The organism is Amycolatopsis sp. cg9, assembly GCF_041346945.1.
Lineage (GTDB): Bacteria > Actinomycetota > Actinomycetes > Mycobacteriales > Pseudonocardiaceae > Amycolatopsis.
Map to the genome: position 1 here is coordinate 6,786,062 of NZ_CP166850.1, position 16,591 is coordinate 6,802,652.

The 16,591-nt window shown below is 74.0% G+C and carries 11 protein-coding genes; 5 read left to right on the forward strand and 6 right to left on the reverse strand.

What is annotated here, in order from left to right; genetic code table 11:
• Window positions 1-61 precede the first annotated feature (61 nt).
• The 3 genes from AB5J73_RS31560 to dmpG are packed head-to-tail and all read left to right on the forward strand — an operon-like array spanning window position 62 to window position 3,158.
• On the forward strand, window positions 62-1,249 hold the full coding sequence (locus AB5J73_RS31560; RefSeq protein ID WP_370962316.1) for an MFS transporter: 1,188 nt from the start codon (window positions 62-64) through the stop codon (window positions 1,247-1,249).
• A complete protein-coding gene (locus tag AB5J73_RS31565; protein WP_370962317.1) occupies window positions 1,237-2,136 on the forward strand; it encodes an acetaldehyde dehydrogenase (acetylating) in 900 nt (299 codons plus the stop codon). Before AB5J73_RS31560 ends, AB5J73_RS31565 begins: the two co-directional genes overlap by 13 nt.
• Window positions 2,133-3,158 (forward strand): 4-hydroxy-2-oxovalerate aldolase, encoded by a 1,026-nt coding sequence (dmpG, locus tag AB5J73_RS31570; RefSeq protein ID WP_370962318.1) that lies wholly within the window; start codon window positions 2,133-2,135, stop codon window positions 3,156-3,158. The genes AB5J73_RS31565 and dmpG overlap by 4 nt, the downstream gene beginning before the upstream one ends.
• Window positions 3,159-3,238: 80 nt before the next feature.
• On the opposite strand, the gene AB5J73_RS31575 is transcribed toward dmpG, so the two are convergent.
• Window positions 3,239-4,753, reverse strand: coding sequence for an FAD-dependent monooxygenase (locus AB5J73_RS31575; protein WP_370962319.1), 1,515 nt, complete (start codon window positions 4,751-4,753; stop codon window positions 3,239-3,241).
• Window positions 4,754-4,818: 65 nt separating this feature from the next.
• Between AB5J73_RS31575 and AB5J73_RS31580 the strand changes: the two genes are divergently transcribed.
• The gene (locus AB5J73_RS31580) at window positions 4,819-5,451 is read left to right on the forward strand and encodes a TetR/AcrR family transcriptional regulator (RefSeq protein WP_370962320.1); all 633 of its coding nucleotides are present in this window, start codon (window positions 4,819-4,821) and stop codon (window positions 5,449-5,451) included.
• 228 nt (window positions 5,452-5,679) lie between these two features.
• Window positions 5,680-8,190, forward strand: a complete 2,511-nt coding sequence (locus tag AB5J73_RS31585) for a LuxR C-terminal-related transcriptional regulator (RefSeq protein ID WP_370962321.1) — start codon at window positions 5,680-5,682, stop codon at window positions 8,188-8,190.
• A gap of 4 nt (window positions 8,191-8,194) precedes the next feature.
• Here AB5J73_RS31585 and AB5J73_RS31590 read toward each other — a convergent pair whose 3' ends face one another.
• From AB5J73_RS31590 to AB5J73_RS31610, 5 genes are all read right to left on the reverse strand, one after another.
• A complete protein-coding gene (locus tag AB5J73_RS31590) occupies window positions 8,195-13,567 on the reverse strand; it encodes a S8 family serine peptidase (RefSeq protein ID WP_370962322.1) in 5,373 nt (1,790 codons plus the stop codon).
• 70 nt (window positions 13,568-13,637) lie between these two features.
• Window positions 13,638-14,069, reverse strand: a complete 432-nt coding sequence (locus AB5J73_RS31595; protein WP_370962323.1) for a hypothetical protein — start codon at window positions 14,067-14,069, stop codon at window positions 13,638-13,640.
• A 22-nt stretch (window positions 14,070-14,091) separates the two neighbouring features.
• Entirely contained in the window at window positions 14,092-14,802 is a 711-nt protein-coding gene (locus AB5J73_RS31600) for a hypothetical protein (protein WP_370962324.1), read from the reverse strand.
• Window positions 14,803-14,855: 53 nt separating this feature from the next.
• Complete coding sequence (locus tag AB5J73_RS31605) at window positions 14,856-15,341, reverse strand: hypothetical protein (protein ID WP_370962325.1); 486 nt, start codon at window positions 15,339-15,341, stop codon at window positions 14,856-14,858.
• Between the two features lie 4 nt (window positions 15,342-15,345).
• Entirely contained in the window at window positions 15,346-16,464 is a 1,119-nt protein-coding gene (locus AB5J73_RS31610) for a hypothetical protein (RefSeq protein ID WP_370962326.1), read from the reverse strand.
• Window positions 16,465-16,591: the final 127 nt, after the last annotated feature.

The following is a 16,591-nucleotide window of genomic DNA, read 5'->3' on the forward strand; positions in this document are numbered from 1 at the left end:
GTGACCCCGAGCTGTCGCAAACCTGCCAGCCCGCGCGGGCCGCCGACGATCTACTGGCCGCATGAACGCGACACGCTGGCCCGCTGTCCTGGCCGTCACCGTCGGCATCTTCGCCATCGTCACCACCGAAATCCTGCCGATCGGGCTGCTGACGCCGATCGCGGCCGGTTTCGGCGTCACGGCAGGCACGGCGGGCTGGACCATGACCGTCCCCGGGCTCGTCGCCGCGGCCGCCGCCCCGGTCGTCACCGTCGCGATCGGACGCGCCGACCGGCGGCTGGTCCTGGCCGCGCTGATGCTCCTGCTCGCCGTCGCCGGTTTCCTCGCCGCGGCGGCGCCCGCGTACTGGGTGCTGCTGGCCGCGCGGTTCCTCGTCGGCCTCGTCATCGGTGGTTTCTGGTCGGTCGGCGCCGGACTGGCGCCCCGGCTCGTGGGGCCGGCCGCCGCCGCGCGGGCGACGGCGGTGATCTTCTCCGCCGTGCCGCTGGGTTCGGTGCTGGGGGTCCCGCTCGGCACCTTCCTCGGGCAGCTCGCCGGCTGGCGGACGGCGTTCCTCGTGCTGGGCCTGCTGAGCCTCGGCACGGCGGCCGCGTTGCTGGCCTTCACGCCTTCGCTGCCCCCGGAAGGAACCACGCGGCCGAGTGTCCTGAAGGGACTGCTGCGCCGCCGTGAAGTCCGAAGTGGACTGATCGTGACGTTCCTCGTGGTGCTGGCCCACTTCGGCACCTACACCTACCTCACGCCGTTGCTGCGGGAGGCCGTCCGCCCGGCGGTGCTCAGCGCTTACCTGCTGGTGTACGGGGTCGCCGGCATCGGCGGGACCTTCCTGGCGGGTGCGAGCCGCCGTCCCCGGGCGGCCTTCGCCGTCGCGGCGGCGGCGATCGGGGCGGCGGTGTTCGTCCTTCCGCACGTCGGCGCGGCGTGCGCCCTCGCGGCGCTCGTGGTGTGGGGAGCGGCGTACGGCGCGGTACCGGTCTGTTCGCAGTGGTGGTTCTCGCGCGCCGCACCGGACGCCCCCGAGGCCGCGACCGTCCTGTTCACCGCGTCCTTCCAGGCCACGATCTCGGCGGGCGCGCTGGCCGGCGGATTCGTGGTGGACGCGGTGTCGGTGCCGGCCGTGATGACCTGCGGCGGGGTGGCCGCCGTTCTCGCCGCGCTCGCCGTTCCCGTCCGGGTGTTCCGCTCGCCGGAACGCCGGGCTGTCGCGGCCGCCGAGTCCGGTGCGACGGTCGGACCATGGCTCCCGTGATGGCGGCGATCGTCGGCCCCGGCAACATCGGCACCGATTTGCTGGCGAAGCTGCGACGCAGTGAAGTGATCGAAGTCGGTTACGTGGTCGGCGTGGTCGAGTCCGACGGCCTCGAACGCGCCCGCGCGCAGGGGATCGCGGCGTCGGCCGAAGGCGTCGACTGGCTGCTGCGCCAGGACCCGCTGCCCGAGCTGGTGTTCGAGGCGACGTCGGCGAAGGCGCACGCCGCGAACGCCCCGCGCTACGAGGCGGCGGGCATCCAGGCGATCGACCTCACCCCGGCGCACCTCGGCCCGATGGTGTGCCCGCCGGTCAACCTCGGCGCCCACCTCGGCGCGCCGAACGTCTCGATGATCACCTGCGGTGGCCAGGCGACGATTCCCGTGGTGCACGCGGTTTCCCGGGTGACGCCGGTGCCGTACGCGGAGATCGTCGCCTCGGTGGCCTCGCGCGGCGCGGGTCCCGGCACCCGGGCGAACATCGACGAGTTCACGCGCACGACGTCGCGGGCGGTGGCCGAGATCGGCGGGGCGGGGAAGGGCAAGGCGATCATCATCCTCAACCCCGTCGAGCCGCCGATGATCATGCGGGACACGGTGTTCTGCGCGATCGGCCTCGACGCCGACCGCGAGGCGATCACCGCGTCCATCCACGAGATGGTGGCCGAGGTGCAGCAGTACGTCCCCGGGTACACCCTGCGTGCCGATCCGCAGTTCGACGACGCTCGCGAGGACTGGGACGGCCACGCGCGGGTCGGCGTCTTCCTCGAGGTCCGCGGCAACGGCGACTACCTCCCGGAGTACGCCGGGAACCTGGACATCATGACCGCCGCGGCCGCGCGCGTCGGCGAGCTGATGGCGCGCGCGAAGCAGGAGGTGCCGGCATGACCCGCCCGGAATTGCGCCACGACGTCCGGATCGTCGACACGACGCTGCGCGATGGCAGCCACGCGATGGCCCACCGCTTCACCGAGCAGCAGGTGCGCGACACCGTGCGCGCGCTCGACCGCGCGGGCGTCGAGGTGATCGAGGTGACCCACGGCGACGGCCTTGGCGGCTCGTCGTTCACCTACGGCTTTTCCGCCGTCGACGAGCTTCGCCTGATCGCGGCGGCGCGTGAAGAAGCGAAGCAGGCGAAGATCGCCGTGCTGCTGGTGCCCGGCATCGGGACGGCGGAGGACCTCCAGCGCGCCTTCGACGCGGGCGCGGAGATGGTGCGGGTGGCGACCCACTGCACCGAGGCCGACGTCTCGCCGCAGCACTTCGGCCTGGCGCGCGAACTCGGCATGGAAACGGCCGGGTTCCTGATGATGGCGCACCGGACGCCCCCGGAAGACCTGGCGAAGCAGGCCAGGATCATGGTGGACGCGGGCTGCCAGGCGGCGTACGTGACGGACTCGGCGGGCGCGCTGCTGATGCACGAAGCGCGGGCGCGGTTCGAAGCACTGGTCGCGGAGGTCGGCGACACGGCGTGGATCGGCTACCACGGGCACCAGAACCTCTCACTCGGCGTCGCGAACTCGGTCCTGGCCCACGAAGCCGGCGTCCGCTACATCGACGGCTCGTTGTGCGCCCTCGGCGCGGGCGCGGGCAACTCGCCGACGGAGGTCCTCGCGGCGGTGTTCGACCGCCTGGGGATCGACACGGGCCTCGACGTCGGCGCCCTGCTGGACGCGGCCGAGGAGGTCGTCCGCCCGTACCTGCACCGCTGGCCGAAGCTGGACCGCAACGCGATCGTCCAGGGCTGGGCGGGGGTCTACTCGAGCTTCCTGCTGCACGCGGAACGGGCCGCGGAGCGCTACGGCGTCCCGGCCCAGGCGATCCTGCGCCGCTGCGGCGAGCTCGCTCTGGTCGGCGGCCAGGAGGACATGATCATCGACGTCGCCGTGCAGCTGGCCGCGGAGGGGTAGCGGCCGGTCCACTGTGGACCTGAACCACCGGGTGCCACGCGTCGCGGGCGCGCCGGGACCGTCCCGGCGCGCCCCCGGCGTCACGCGGGCTCGCCGAACCACCTCCGCAGCGCGGCCTCCAGGCCGGCGGTCCCGCCGTCCTCGCTCGCCCAGGCGATGAAGCCGTCCGGCCGGAGCAGCACCCCGGTGAGGCTCGCTTCGTCGGCGCCCTTCGCGGTGAGCACGTTGACGCGCTCGCTCCAGCCCGCCGCCGCCTGGCGCAGGCCGGCGTCGTCGGCGAGGTCGAGCAGGAGCGCCTTGCCGTCCTGGAGGTGTTCGCCGAGCCGGGTTCCGTCGGCGAAGGCGAAGTCCGGTGCCGCGCGGCCGGTGAGGTCGTGGTCGCCGTCGAGCGGGTAGCGGTGCAGCACGCCGGAGAGCTTCTTGGCCAGGTAGGTGGCGCCGTCGTCGGTGCGCAGCAGATCGCCGACGACCTGGCGCAGCGCCTTCGTCCGGACGTCGCTGCGCATCAGCGCGACCTGCGCCCGCGTCCATTCGAGCACCCACTCGCCGATCGGGTGGCGTTCGGCGGTGTAGGTGTCGAGCAGGCCCTCGGGTGCCCAGCCGTGGATGGTCGCGGCGAGCTTCCACCCGAGGTTGACGGCGTCGCCGATGCCCAGGTTCAGCCCCTGCCCGCCGAAGGGGGAGTGGACGTGCGCGGCGTCGCCGGCCAGCAGGACGCGGCCCAGGCGGTAGGTGCTCGCCTGGCGCGCGTTGTCGGTGAAGCGCGTCGCGCTGTGCACCTCGAGCACCCGGACGTCGGCGCCGGATACCCGCCGGAAGCTGTCCTCCAGTTCCTGCGCGGTGACCGGCGCGTCCCGGTCCGCCGGCGGCCCGTCGAACTCGACGGTGAGCATCCGCCCGGGCATCGGCCCGTGGACGTAGAGCCCGCCGGTGCCGTGCTGCCAGCCCCCGGGCAGCTTGTCGACCCCGCTGAGCTCGGCCATCGCCTGCCGCCCGGTGACGGCGGGGTCGGTCCCGGGGAACTCGAACCCGGCCAGCTTCCGGACCGGGCTGCGACCCCCGTCGCAGCCGACCAGCCAGCTCGCGCGGACCGTTTCCTCCCCGAGCTCGACGGTCACGCCGTCGTCGCCGGCCTCGAACCCGGTCAGCTCGACCCCGCGCCGGATCTCGACCCCCAGTTCGAGGGCGCGCGCGGCGAGGATCGCCTCGACGGCCTGCTGCTGGATCACGACGACGCGGGACGCGGGTCCGACGTCCCGGAAGTCGGGATCCTCGAAGTCGACCCCGTTCGAGGCGACCATGATGCCCGCGAAGTGCCCCACGGGCATCGCCGGCTTCGGCCCGCCGCCGCCCCGCGACTTGAGGAACTCCTCGATCCGCGCGGCGTTCTGCCGCACGTTCTCGTCCATGGCGGGCAGCAGCCCGCGCCGGTAGAAGGCTTCGGCCGTCGTCAGGTTGACCGACCCGGCCTTGATCGTCAGGTCCGGCTCGGGCAGCCGTTCGACGACGAGCACGTCCACGCCCGCCAGCCGCAGTTCGCAGGCCAGCATCAAGCCGACCGGTCCGCCCCCGGAGATCACCACATCCCTGTTCATGGCTCCGATGATGCCCCGAAACTTTTACCGAGTCAAACGTTGTGCTGGGTCTATACTCTCGGCTCATGGCGGATCACGGACTGCGCGAGCGCAAGAAGCAGGCAACACGCCAGCTCATCTCGAACGTGGCGACCGGCCTCTTCATCCAGCGCGGCTTCGACCAGGTGACGGTGGCGGAGATCGCCGAAGCGGCGGGCGTCTCGAAGATGACGGTCTTCAACTACTTCCCGCGCAAGGAGGACCTGTTCCTCGACCGCCACGCGGACCGCCTGGCGGAGCTGACCTCGGTGGTCACCGCACGGCCGGCGGGGGTGTCGCCGTGCGCGGCCCTGCGCGAGCACCAGCACTCGCTGCTGGCTTCGGGGCATCCGCTGTCCGGCGCCATCGCCGGCGGCCCGGGTTTCTGGTGGGTCCTGACGTCGAGCCCGGCGTTGATGGCGCGGTGGTACGAGCAGGAACGCGAAATCGCGGAGGCGTTCACGGAGATTTTCGTCGGCGAGACCGGCGACGCTTTCCGCTCCCGGATGGTGGCGGGGTTGCTGACCACGGCGATCGCGACGATCTTTTCGCACGCGATGGGCCGGATCATCGGGGGAGAGGACGCGGAACTGGTGCGCCGCGAGCAAGTGGCGTTCATCGATGAGGCGTTCGACCTGGTGGAGAACGGCGTCGGCGACTTTCCCGCCGCCGGCCGTTAGCCTGATTGAAATAATGTTTCCCGACCGTGTCGTCCTTCGCCCGTAACGGCGAGCTGTCCACCGCATCCGGGGGAAACGCCTTCACCGCCACGTTTCCGCGGGTGTATTCCTGGATGTCGCACCGGTGCGCGCGCCGCACGGGCGTGGAGGGGGGCGCGAAATGAGGAACGGCAGACCGGGCCGGGAGCCGTGACTCCCGTGACGCCGGTGCACGCCGGCCATTGGCCGTTGACGGATCGGCGTCGCCCGCTGCGGAGGATCGCGGAGGCTGCGCACCGCAGCGACGTTTTCGGCGTCGTGGTGTCCGGGCGCGCCGGGGTGGGCAAGACCCGGCTGCTCGCCGAGGCGATGCGCCGTGCGGTCAAGCAGGGCACGGCGGCGCTGTGGGGCGCGGCCGCGATCCCGGACGTCGCCGCCGCGCCGGGCCGGGGACGGCGTCCGGTGCTGTGCCTCGACGACGTGCACCTCCTGGCCGGTCCGGCCGTCACCGAGGCCCTGCGCCTGGCGACGAGCGGTGCCGCGTTCGTGCTGTGCGCGGCCAGGAGCGAAGAACCGGGCCCGCCGCCGCTCGCCGCGATGGCCGCGTCCGACGGCTTCGCGCAGCTCGTCCTGGAACCGTTGTCCTGCGAAGGAATCGCGGAACTGCTGACCGAAGTCCTCGGCGAGCAGGTCGACGGCGCACTGGTGCACCTGGTGTGGCGGTTCTCCGGCGGCAACCCGATGCTGCTGCGGCGGCTGGTCGAGGACATGCGGGATCGCGCCGCACTGGTGGAGAAGCACGGGCTGTGGCGGCTGGAGCGGTGGTGGACGCCCGGGTCGCGGCTGTCCGGACCGGAGCTGGCCAAGCTCCGCGACCTCGCGCCCCAGGCGCGGTCGGTGGCGCAGGGGCTCGCGCTGTGCGAACCCTGGGAGACCGGGCTGGCCGAACAGGTCTTCGACGCCGACGCGCTCGCCGCGCTGGACGGCGCCGGGCTGCTCGACGCCGAGGTCGAGCAGCGGCGGCACCGGTTGCGGCTGCGCGATCCCCTGTGCGCGCGGGTGCTCGCGGAAACCGTGCAGCCGTTGCACGCGCGGAGGGTGCACCGGCGACTGGCCGACGCGCTGGAGGGCACCGGCGCCCGCCGGCAGGGCGACGGTGCCCGGCTGGCGGCCGGGCGGCTGGCGGCGGGCCAGTCGTGCCCGGCGAGCGCGTTCGTCGCCGGTACCTGGGAAGCGGCCGCGGCCGGGGACATCGACCTGGCGGAACGGCTCGCCGCCGCGGGCACCCGGTCGGGCGGCGGGTTCGCCGCGGCGCTCGCCCGGGCCGGCGTCGCCTACCTCCGGGGACGGCCCGACGACGTCGAGACCTCGCTCACCGGCCGGCGGACAGCAGCCCGGCCCGGGTTCGAGCGGGACCTCGCCGCCCTGCTGTCGGCGCGGTCCCGGGCGCGGCGTGGCCAGGAGGACGTGCTGCCGGACGCCGAGCTCGAAAGGTGCGGCCCCGGCCTGCCGTCGGTCGTCCACGCGGAAGCCGCGCTCCGCCGCTGGCAGGTCGCAGCCGCGCTGGACCTCGCGCTGCCGCAGGTGGGCTCGGCCGCCCCGGTCGTCGCCGTGGCCGCGGCCGAGACCGCCGCGGCCGCCGCGGCGCTGTCCGGTCGTTCGGCGCTGGCGCTCGACCTCGTCCGCCGTGGCGAGTTCGCCGGCCGGGCCCAGGCGGGCACCGGGTCCGCGGGCGAGACGCTGCTGCCGTCGTCCGCGCTGGCGCACGCGCTGGCCGGGCGCATCACCGACGCGCGGCGGCTCGCGGCGGCCCGCTACGGCCGCACGCTCGAGCGGCGGTCCGCCGAGGCGCAGGCGATCTGGGCGATGACCAGCGGCTACCTGGCTCTCCTCGCCGGCCGGGTGACGGCGGCGGCCCGGTTGCTCCGGGAGGCGGCGGTCCTCGTCCGCGCTCACCCCTCCGGGTGGACGTGGCACCTCGAGCCGCAGCTCTTCGGCTGGCTCGCCGAGGCGTCGGCGGTGCTGGGGGACCCGGTGCGGGCCGCCTCGGCGCTCGAAGAGGCCGATCGGGTGCTGCCGCCGGGGATCCCCGTCGGCCCGCGAAGCCGCGCCCGGGCTTGGGTCGCCTGCGCGCAGGGCGACCTGGTCACCGCGCGCCGGAACGCCGTGGCGGCCGCGGAGGAGGCGGCCGAGGCCGGGGCGCCCGGGTGCGAAATGCTGGCCTGGCACGACGTCGTCCGCCTGGGCGGGCCCGAACGCGAGCTCGGGCGGGCGGAAGACCGGCTGACCCGGCTGACCCGGCTGGTCGACGGCGCACTGGTCCACACGCTCGCCGAGCACGCCGCGGCCGTCGTCGTCGGGGACGCGTCCTGGCTGGAACGGACCTCCGAGTGGTTCGCGGAGCGGGGCTTTCTCCTGTATGCGGCGGAGGCCGCCGTGCGGGCGAGCGCGCTCCACCGGCGGAGCGGCCGGGCCGGTGCGGCCGCCAAGGCCGCCGCGGTCGGCCACTCGCTGGCCCAGTCCTGCGAAGGCGCGAACACCCCGGCGCTGGCGGGCGCCGCCCCGGCCGCGCCGTTGACGGCCCGGGAACGCGAGATCGCCCTGCTCGCCGCGGAAGGGCGGCCGAGCAGGGTGATCGCCGACCGGCTGACGCTGTCCGTGCGGACGGTCGACAACCACCTGCACCGGATCTACCTGAAACTGGGTATCGGTGGCCGGGAGGAGCTGACCGGCGTGCTCGCCGGTCGGACTTGGTGGTGAGGGATCACAGTCGTCCGTGGCTGCTGCACCGTTGGCCGGAATTTCCGCGCAGGGCGAGGAAGTGCGCCACCACGTCGTCGCGGTATCGGTCCCCGGCACCGGGGTTGTGCCGGGCGGCGGCGTGCCCGCAGATCTCTTCGTCGGTGGCCGACGCGGTGGCCGGGTCGGCGCGGACGGCGTCGACGATCCGGCGGACCCGCGCGCGGCCGAGTTCGAGCCCCCGGTCGGCGGTCGCCGCGGCCTCGATCCGGGGCCCGGCCGGCTGCCGGCCCACCGCGAGGCGTTGCCACGCCGCGCCGTCCTCGCCCCAGTTGCCGCGAGCGTAGGCGAACAGGTCGGTCTCGCGGATCCCGAGCCGCGCGGGGCGGGCCGAGGCCGTCATGACGTCGGCGGCCCCCTCCCGGGCGGCGACCCGGCGTTCGAGCGTCGTCCGGCGCTGCGCGTCGGTCAGCCGGCTCGCCGCCGACACGCCCGCGAACCGGCGGTCCGCCGCGCTCGCCCGTGCGAACAGCTGCGCCTGGCCCAGCGCCTGCAGCTGCCCGAGCCGGAGCGCGACCGCCGCGCCGGTTTCCGCGCGCAGTTCCCGGAAGTCGAACATCCTCGCGACCTCCACCGGCCCGAAGCCAGTGGTGGCGAGCAACGGCTGGTTGGCCGGATCGGCGGCGAACGCGGCCGGGTCGGCGCCCGGTGCGTTGGCGTGGATCCGCCCCCACAGCCGCCTCGTCGCGGCCGCGACGTCCCTGGCCGAGGTGAGGTCCGGCCGGGTCAGCCCGAACCCGGTCAGCGCGGCGTCGTCCAGCGCGTGGAGGGCATCGATCGCCCAGGGCGTGGTGGCCTGCACCTGGCTGGCCATGCTGGCCCGGACGCCTGCGCTCGTGTGCATCGACGATTCCACGGCCCGCTCGCCGGTTTCGTGCTGCGCGATCGCGCGGACGATGTCGGCGACGAGCGCGTCGGCCGGTGGTGCCGCCGGCACGAACGGCCACCATTCGGCCTCGCCGGCGCCGGCCGCGCGCCCCGGGCCGTCGACGTTCGGGACGTCGGCGCCGGGATCGGCCAGCAGCCGCCAGCCGTAGGCGCGGGGGATGGCGCCGTGCGCGAGCGTCGTGCCCTCGACCCGGTAGCGCGGCGCCAGCTGAGCACCCGCCGGCCCCGCCGCGGCCAGTGCGGTCCGCACGGCCTCCGCCACGGCGGCGCTTCCGCGCGCGGTCCCTTCGTGGCGGCGGAACAAGACCCGCAGCGAACCGCGTCGCTCCGGATCGGCGCGGTCGAGCTCGATCCGGCGGCGCACCCAGCTCGCGAGCGGCCCGACCGGGCCGTACAACGCGTCGAAGGTCTGGATCTCGTCCGGATCGGTGTGCGCCAGCACCCGTGTCAACGCCGCGCCACCGCCCGAATGCGCGGTGAGGATGAGCCGTCCCGCGGTGATCCCGGGCGAGGCGGCGCGTTCGGCCACCGCGGCCAGCGCCAGCGAAATCAGCTCGGTCAGCTTCCCGGCCGCGACCAGCTGCGGGAAGTCGTAGCCGTTCCCGCTCCGCCCGCCGAAGTGGTTTCCCCGCGGCAGCAAGCAGATCGTCGGCCGGATGCGGCGCGGCGCGCCGGTGCCACCGTCGGGATCGGCGAAGTCGAGCCCGCTGTCCGGCGCCTTGTCCCGGACGATGTCCATCGCGGACCGCCGCGCGGAATAGCCGTGGAAGTGCACGACGACGTCGGCCGACCGCGTCCCGGCCGGCAGTTCGTTCCACCGGATCAGCAGATCGGGCGGGCTGCCGCGGTGCGGCCGCAGCAGTTCGACGTCGTTCAGCACGAGCTCGCCCGCCGGGAGCGCCGCGCTGTCCTCCGCGTACGACTCGGTGGCACCGGCGGTACCGGTGTGCCGCCAGTGCCAGTATTCGGTGATCGAGGGGTCCTGTCCGAAGTGGAACCGGGCGGCGTTGGCCGACAGCCACGCGAACAGCCGCGAGGTCAGCCAGCGCGGGTTGTCACCCCGGCGCGCGCTCAGCCGGACGCCGTCCTCGGTGACGCCGAGGTCCAGGGCCCGGCCGTCGTTGTGCAGGCTGTGTCCGGGAGCACCGAGCCACCGGCCGATTTCCCGGGCCAGCGCGTCGGCCGCCGCACTGCCGTGCGCCCCACCGGGAAGCGTGGCGCGGCGCTCCTCGGTTTCCCGGTAGTAGCGCGGGAAGCCCTGTTCCCAGAGCGAGAACTGCCGCGAGGCCGACCGGTAACCGGACACGACACCGATCCGGCTCCCGGCACCGAGCTCCGCCCGGGCGGCGGCGAGCATGGCCACCGCATCCACCGCGGCGGCGGTCCGGAGCAGGTGCCCGTTTTCCACGGCCCCGAGTTCGGAGCCGGGCACATCCGCCACGTAGGGCCGGATCCGTTCGGCGTTCGCCACGTGCCGGTCGAAGACGTCGGCCATGAACCGCAGCTGGTCGGGCGTCGCCCCGGGCCAGTCCGGAACCCGCCCACGGGTGTCTTCGGCGAACTCATCGGAGGCGACCAGTGTCGACGTCATGAGCGGCTGTCCTTTGCTCGGGAGCGTGCCGGGCGCCGGGACGCTCGGCGCGGGCGGGGGATCGAGGGCCAGGAGCCCGGCCGGTGTGGCTGCGGCGTGCGGTGGCGTGGTTGCGGCCGCCGGGGGCGGGATCGGTTCGCTGGGTGGTGCGGTTGGGGCGTGCGGTGGCGATGTGGGTGGGGGATCGAGCGCGAGAAGCCCGGCCGGCGCAACCGAGCCGGCGGCAGGTGTCGCTGCCGTGGCCGGGGGTGGCGTTGCCGGGGAATCGAGGGGCACTAGGCCGGGCAGGTCGCCGGCCGGTGCGGCTGGGGCGTGCGGTGGCGCGGTTGAGGCCGCCGGGGGTGGGATCGGTTCGCCGGGGGGTGCGGTCGCGATCGGCGTGGCCGGTGGTGCGGTTGTCGCCGCCGGGGGCGGAGTTGCCGGTGTGGGTGAAGGATCGAGGGCGAGAAGGCCGGATTGGTCCCCGGTCGGCGCGGCCGGACCGGCGGGTGCGGTTGCCGCCGTCGGGGTGGGAGTTGCCGGTGTGGGTGGGGGATCGAGGGAGAGGAGACCGGGTAGGTCTCCGGCCGCCGGAACCGAGCCGGCGGGCGGTGCGGTTGCTGCCGGGGGCGGCGTTGCCGGTGTGGGCGGGGAATCGAGGGACAGGAGGCCGGCCGGGCCGGATGCGGCGTGCGAGGGGATAGGCGCCGGGGTTGGCGGGGCCGTGGGTGGGATCGGTTCGGCGGCCGGTGCGGTTGCGACCGCCGGGGGTGGTGGGGTCGGTTCGGCCGGTGGGGCGGTCGCGACCACCGGTGGGTCCAGGGGGCGGAGACCGGGGAGTTCGGCGGCCGGCGTGATCGGGCCGGCCAGTGGGGCAGGTTCGGTGATCGGCGCGGCCGGTGCAACCCCGGCCGGGGCCGCGGCGGCCAAGGGCACCGCCGCGGCGGCCGGCACCGGCGTCGCCGCGCCGGTGGTTGCCGGGCGGGTCGGGCGCGAAGGGGGCTGAACCCGGCGGTCCCTTGGCCGTTTGGCGCGCCGGACCGCCTCGTCCGGTTCCGTCGTGGTTTCGTCCGGGGCGACGGTCTCGGCATCGCCCGTCACGTCGGCCGTGGATGGGCCGCCGCGTGCCAGGGTGGCGGCTGCGCGGCAGGCCGCCGCCGCGTTTACCCGGCCGGCGCCGAAGCGGAGCAACTCCGGCTGGTTCGCGGACGGGTCGCGCAGGGCGGTGTGCCGCAGGATGCGCAGGGTCTCCTCCGCGGTCAGGCGCCGCGGCGCCGCCGCCTGGTTCATCAGCGCGATCGTGCCCGCGACGTGCGGGGTCGCCATGCTGGTGCCGCTCTTGATCGTCAGTTCGTCGGCCGTGCGGCCGGTTTCGGTGCGGATGCTGGACTTCGCCGCTTTGATCGCGTAGCCGGGAGCGGCGAGATCGGGCTTGAGCCTGCCGTCCCGGGTCGGGCCGGCGCTGCTGAACGCCGCGGGCGCGCCGCGTTCCAGGTCGAGTGCGGCGACGGCGATGCTGCGCTCGCCCCCGGCGATGGTGCCGATGGTGGTGGCCGGGTTGGCGACGGCGCCGGGGAACCGCGACTGCGCCTGCGCCGTGGACCGCTCGATCCAGGCGTGCCAGGCGCCGTCGGAGACGTGGTCGCCGCGCAACCGCAGCGTCCACGTTCCGGCACCCGCCCTCGGCTGGACCAGCGCGTTGATCAGGTTGTCCCCGTTGTTGGGGTCCCACCGCCGGTGGAACAGCGCGGCCAGCGTGCCCCGCTCGTCGGTCGCGACGTCGTCCTCGCCCAGCGCCGCGCCGGCGACCCGGGTGCCGGCCGGGTCCAGCAGTTCGACGTCGAGCCGGTCCTCGCCGGGGTACCAGACCTCGATTTCGGCGACGCCGTGGCTGCGTTCCGGCAAGACCCACGGGAGGCTCAGCACGTCACCGGCGCGGATCCGCCCGGCGGCGTGCAGGCGCGCGTCGAAGTAGTTGCCGGCGCTGACCACGACCTGCCGGCCGGGCTTCTCCGCGAGCAGCGCGTCGATGCCCTGGACGACCAGCGGGCTCTGGTCCTTCGGGCCGCCCGTGCGCCCGAACGAGCACCCGATCACCACCGGCCGGTCGAGTTCGTCGGCGACGTCGGTGATGTAGCGGATGGCTTCGAGGATCCGCACCGAGTCCCCGAGGGTGCCCTCGATCCGGGTGTCGTCCGCTTTCAGGTGCACGAAGACGAGGTCGGCGCCGGGTGCCACGCCGGGGGACGCGCCCGGCGCGCGACCGCTGCCGCCGGCGATGTCGAGTACGTGGGTGCCGTGCGTTCCGGTGCGGGTGGGGTCGGCGTCGGCGGGGTCGTAGCCGAGCGCGGCGTAGACGTCGCCGGTGGCGAGCGCGGCGTCGATCTGTTCGCGGGTGAAGACCCGGCCGTAGCCGAAGGGCGCCGGGCTGGCCGGGGTTTCCCCGCCCCGCTGGTCCCACAGCCGGAGCAACCGGGTGCCGCCGGTTCCGCCGCGGAAGTTCGCGTGCCCGACGTCGACACCCCAGTCGACGACGCCGAGCAACGTGCCGCTGCCGTCGATCCCCGCCGGCAGGCCGACGACGCGGAGCTGGTCCGGGGACGCACCCAGCGCCGGCACGGACCTGGCCAGTGTCGGCGCGTAGGTGCGGCCCGCTTTGAGGCTGGCCACGTTCGGGTCCGCCCGCACGGCCAGCAGCCGGTCGAGCGGCACCCGGGCCGTGACGACGTCCCCGAACCGGGCGACCACCCGCAGGTCCTCGACCGCGGTGCCCCGGTCGCGCAGCCGCGCGAGGACGGCCAGTTCCCGTCCCGGTGCGGTGCCGGTCTCGGCGAGGAGGCGCGCTTTGAGCGCGGGATCGAACTGCGGCGTTCCGGTCACGAAGACTCGCCTCCCACGGCCGTCCGGACGCGGTGGTCCGCGCCCGGACGGCTCGGTTGCTCGTTCGCCGTCATTTCGACCCGGCGGTGACGGCCTTCCTCCGGGTGCCGGTGGACTCCTCGCCGTTGCCGGCGACGGGCCGCGCTCGTTCGGCGGCGCCGTCCGGCATCGTGGGCACCAGGTCCACCACGGCCTGCAGCTTGTCGGCGAGTTCCTGCGAAGCGATCCGCTGGAGCACCGCGTCGGCCTGCAGCCGGGCGAGGTCGATCGCCCCGCCGCCCTGGATGATTTCGATGAGCAGGTCCGCGGCCGCGTTGACCGCTTGCGTCTCGTCGACGAGCGACTGCTTCGCCTGCTGGACGGCGCCCAGCGCGCCGATCGTGCCCCGCATGTTCGTGGCGATCGGAACGGTGTTCAGCAGAACCGCCTGCTGGCTGCGCCGCTGCACCTCCTTGCCACTGGAGAGCAGCAGGATGATCGGGATCAGCGATTCGTTGTACATGATCGTTTCCTCCCCGTCGGGCCTAGGCGGTCTTGGTGCCCAGGCTCCCGCTCAGCACGAGGACGAGGATCAGCATGGTCATCATGCTGTTGTTCGAATCGCCGCCGCCGCTGCCGCTTTCCCCGCCCATCCCTCCCATGCCGCCCATCAGCAGGAGGGGGAGCAGGATCAGCGAGGTGTTGTTGTCGGTCCCCGAACCGCCTTGGCCGAGCACCGTCAGCAGCAGGAACAACATGGTGGTGTTCTGCGATTCCTGCCGGGCCTTGGTGATCGCCGTCGTGTTCGCCTTCTGCCACTTCGTGGACTGGGCACGCAGTTTCGCCAGTTCCCGGCGCTGCCGCTGATCGGCGTTGAAGACCGCGGTGACCCGGCTGGAGAGGCCGGCGACGTCGCGCTGGACGGTGTTCAGCCGATCGGTGTTGCGGTTGAGCCCGTTGCGCAGCGCGGTGACCGTCGAGTCGAAGTCGGCCTTGCTGACGACGCTCTGGGAAAGCTGCATCCTCGCCTGCCCCTGCGGGGTCGCGAGCACGGCGGCGGAAACCCCGCTGCCGGTGGGCGTGCTGACCCGGCCGAGCGGCGAGCGGCGCACCGAGCCGAACCGGCCGCGGAACTGCGCCGAGGGCGCGGCTTCGTCGTCGTATTCGCCGTAGAACCCTTCGTCGTCCGAATCGAATTCGTCGGCGAAGGCCTCGTCCCAATCGGATTCGAAGGTGTCTTCGTCGTTCTCATGCATGACCGGCATCGTGTTCTCCGTTTGGTCGTTCCTCGTCGCTGCCCGAAATTCCCTCAACTCGCCCGGTGTTGACCGATGCGCTCCGGATCCGCTCCTTCCTCGATCGCGTGCGTGGTGCGCTGCAGCACTCGAAGACCGGATCGGGCGAGCGCCGGTTCGATCCACAGCAGGAGTTCTTCGGTGCTCGGCTGCCGCCACCCGGGGCCACCGCCCCCGTGGCACCGCCGGCACAGCTGGTTGAGGCCCCAGCACTCCCGGCAGGCGCCGAGGGTCTCCGCCACGAACTCGATCATTTCCTCGGAGACGCTCAACGCGGCGCGCAGCGAACCGATCCGCCGTTTGGCGGCGGCGAGCCGGTTTTCGAGTTCTTCGACCCGCCTGCCCTGCTCGCCTTCGCCGTCGGCGCCGGCCATCTGGCTGAGCAGGGTCGACATCAACGGGTCCATGGCCGGCCCGTCCGCACCGGTGGTTTCGACGGAATTCCCGCCGTTCTGCGCGGCCAGCTGTTTGGTCAGCATCGCCATCATCGCCGGGTTCATCCGCTCAGCACCCCTCGATCCGCTCGATGTCGCCGAGTTCCGGTGGTGGCTCGGCCCGGCGGTAGTCGAATTCGCCGTACTCGCCGGTCGGCCCGTAGGAGGTCTCGTAGTCGGCGAAGTCTTCCCAGGCCGCCTCGTCGGCGGCCGGGTCCGACCGGTCGGCCGTGACGACGGCAGGCGGTGCGGCGGCCGGCTGCGCCGCCATGGACTGCACGAGCTGCGTCAGCGCGGGGATGAGCAGGGCCAGCTGAAGCGCCGCGCTGTCTTGTGCCGGTGCCGGTGCCGGGGGCTGGCGGACCGCGCGCCCGATCGCGGGGACCGGCGCGGACGGCCGGGGTGGCGGCGCGGGCCGGCTCACCGGAGCCGGCGGGGCCGGTGGGGGCGCGCTCGCCGCAGGGGGCCGGGCGGGAGCCGGGGCCCGGGGCGGTGGCGGTGGCGGTTGCTGCGGAGCGGTCGCCTGGGAGATCGCCGAAAGACCGGCGCCGATCCCGGCCCCGATCAGCGCTCCCCACGGACCGGCCGCGGCACCGGTGGCCGCTCCCGTGGCGGCACCCGCGCCCAGCCCGGCGAGGAACTTGCCGACGTCCTCCTGGTCCGGGAACTCTTCGAAGTACAGGACGGGCTCCGACTCTTCATCGCTGACCCATTCGAACTGGGGGATCGCGAACTCCGCCCACTCGGCCGCGGTCGGCCGGGCCAGGCCGACCAAGGCCCACTCGGTGGTGTCGTCGCAGGTCGCGTCGGCGACCACGGACACGTGCAGGTGCTTCGTGTGCGGGCTGGGGCCGCGGTAGGCCCGCCACTCCCACGGCGACGGCCCGGCGTCGCCCGCCATGATCCGCCGGTTCCAGATGACGTACTTGATCCGCCGGTCACGCCCCTGTTCGAGGGTGTCGGCGAGTCGCTGCCCGTCGAGCCCGCCCGCCGGGTCGTGCGTGAAGTCCCGCGCGGTGACGATCCCGGCCGGGTCACCGGGAAGGTGGAACCAGGGATTGTGGTCGCTGTCGCGCGAAGCGTGCGCGGCATCGCCGATCCCGCCGTCGCTCGCGCGGTCGCGGCCCGGGGCGATCGTGTTCAGCTGGGCCCGCAGGACTTCGAGTGACCGTGCGACTCGCCATGCCATGACTGGCCTCCCTCGCCGTGGGACCACGCTGACCCGCCGGTCTCGGCGGTGCGTGATCCAGGATCGCCGTCATCGCGCCGCACGTCGTGAGCAATCGCTACTCAACTGCGGGAGCCGGGAGCTACTC

Excerpts from the sequence above, each read along its gene's own strand:
- AB5J73_RS31560 (WP_370962316.1), top strand. The coding sequence starts at position 62 with ATGAACGCGACACGCTGGCCCGCTGTCCTGGCCGTCACCGTCGGCATC.
- AB5J73_RS31565 (WP_370962317.1), top strand. The coding sequence starts at position 1,237 with ATGGCTCCCGTGATGGCGGCGATCGTCGGCCCCGGCAACATCGGCACC.
- dmpG (WP_370962318.1), top strand. The coding sequence starts at position 2,133 with ATGACCCGCCCGGAATTGCGCCACGACGTCCGGATCGTCGACACGACG.
- AB5J73_RS31575 (WP_370962319.1), bottom strand. The coding sequence starts at position 4,753 with ATGAACAGGGATGTGGTGATCTCCGGGGGCGGACCGGTCGGCTTGATG.
- AB5J73_RS31580 (WP_370962320.1), top strand. The coding sequence starts at position 4,819 with ATGGCGGATCACGGACTGCGCGAGCGCAAGAAGCAGGCAACACGCCAG.
- AB5J73_RS31595 (WP_370962323.1), bottom strand. The coding sequence starts at position 14,069 with ATGTACAACGAATCGCTGATCCCGATCATCCTGCTGCTCTCCAGTGGC.
- AB5J73_RS31600 (WP_370962324.1), bottom strand. The coding sequence starts at position 14,802 with ATGCATGAGAACGACGAAGACACCTTCGAATCCGATTGGGACGAGGCC.
- AB5J73_RS31605 (WP_370962325.1), bottom strand. The coding sequence starts at position 15,341 with ATGAACCCGGCGATGATGGCGATGCTGACCAAACAGCTGGCCGCGCAG.
- AB5J73_RS31610 (WP_370962326.1), bottom strand. The coding sequence starts at position 16,464 with ATGGCATGGCGAGTCGCACGGTCACTCGAAGTCCTGCGGGCCCAGCTG.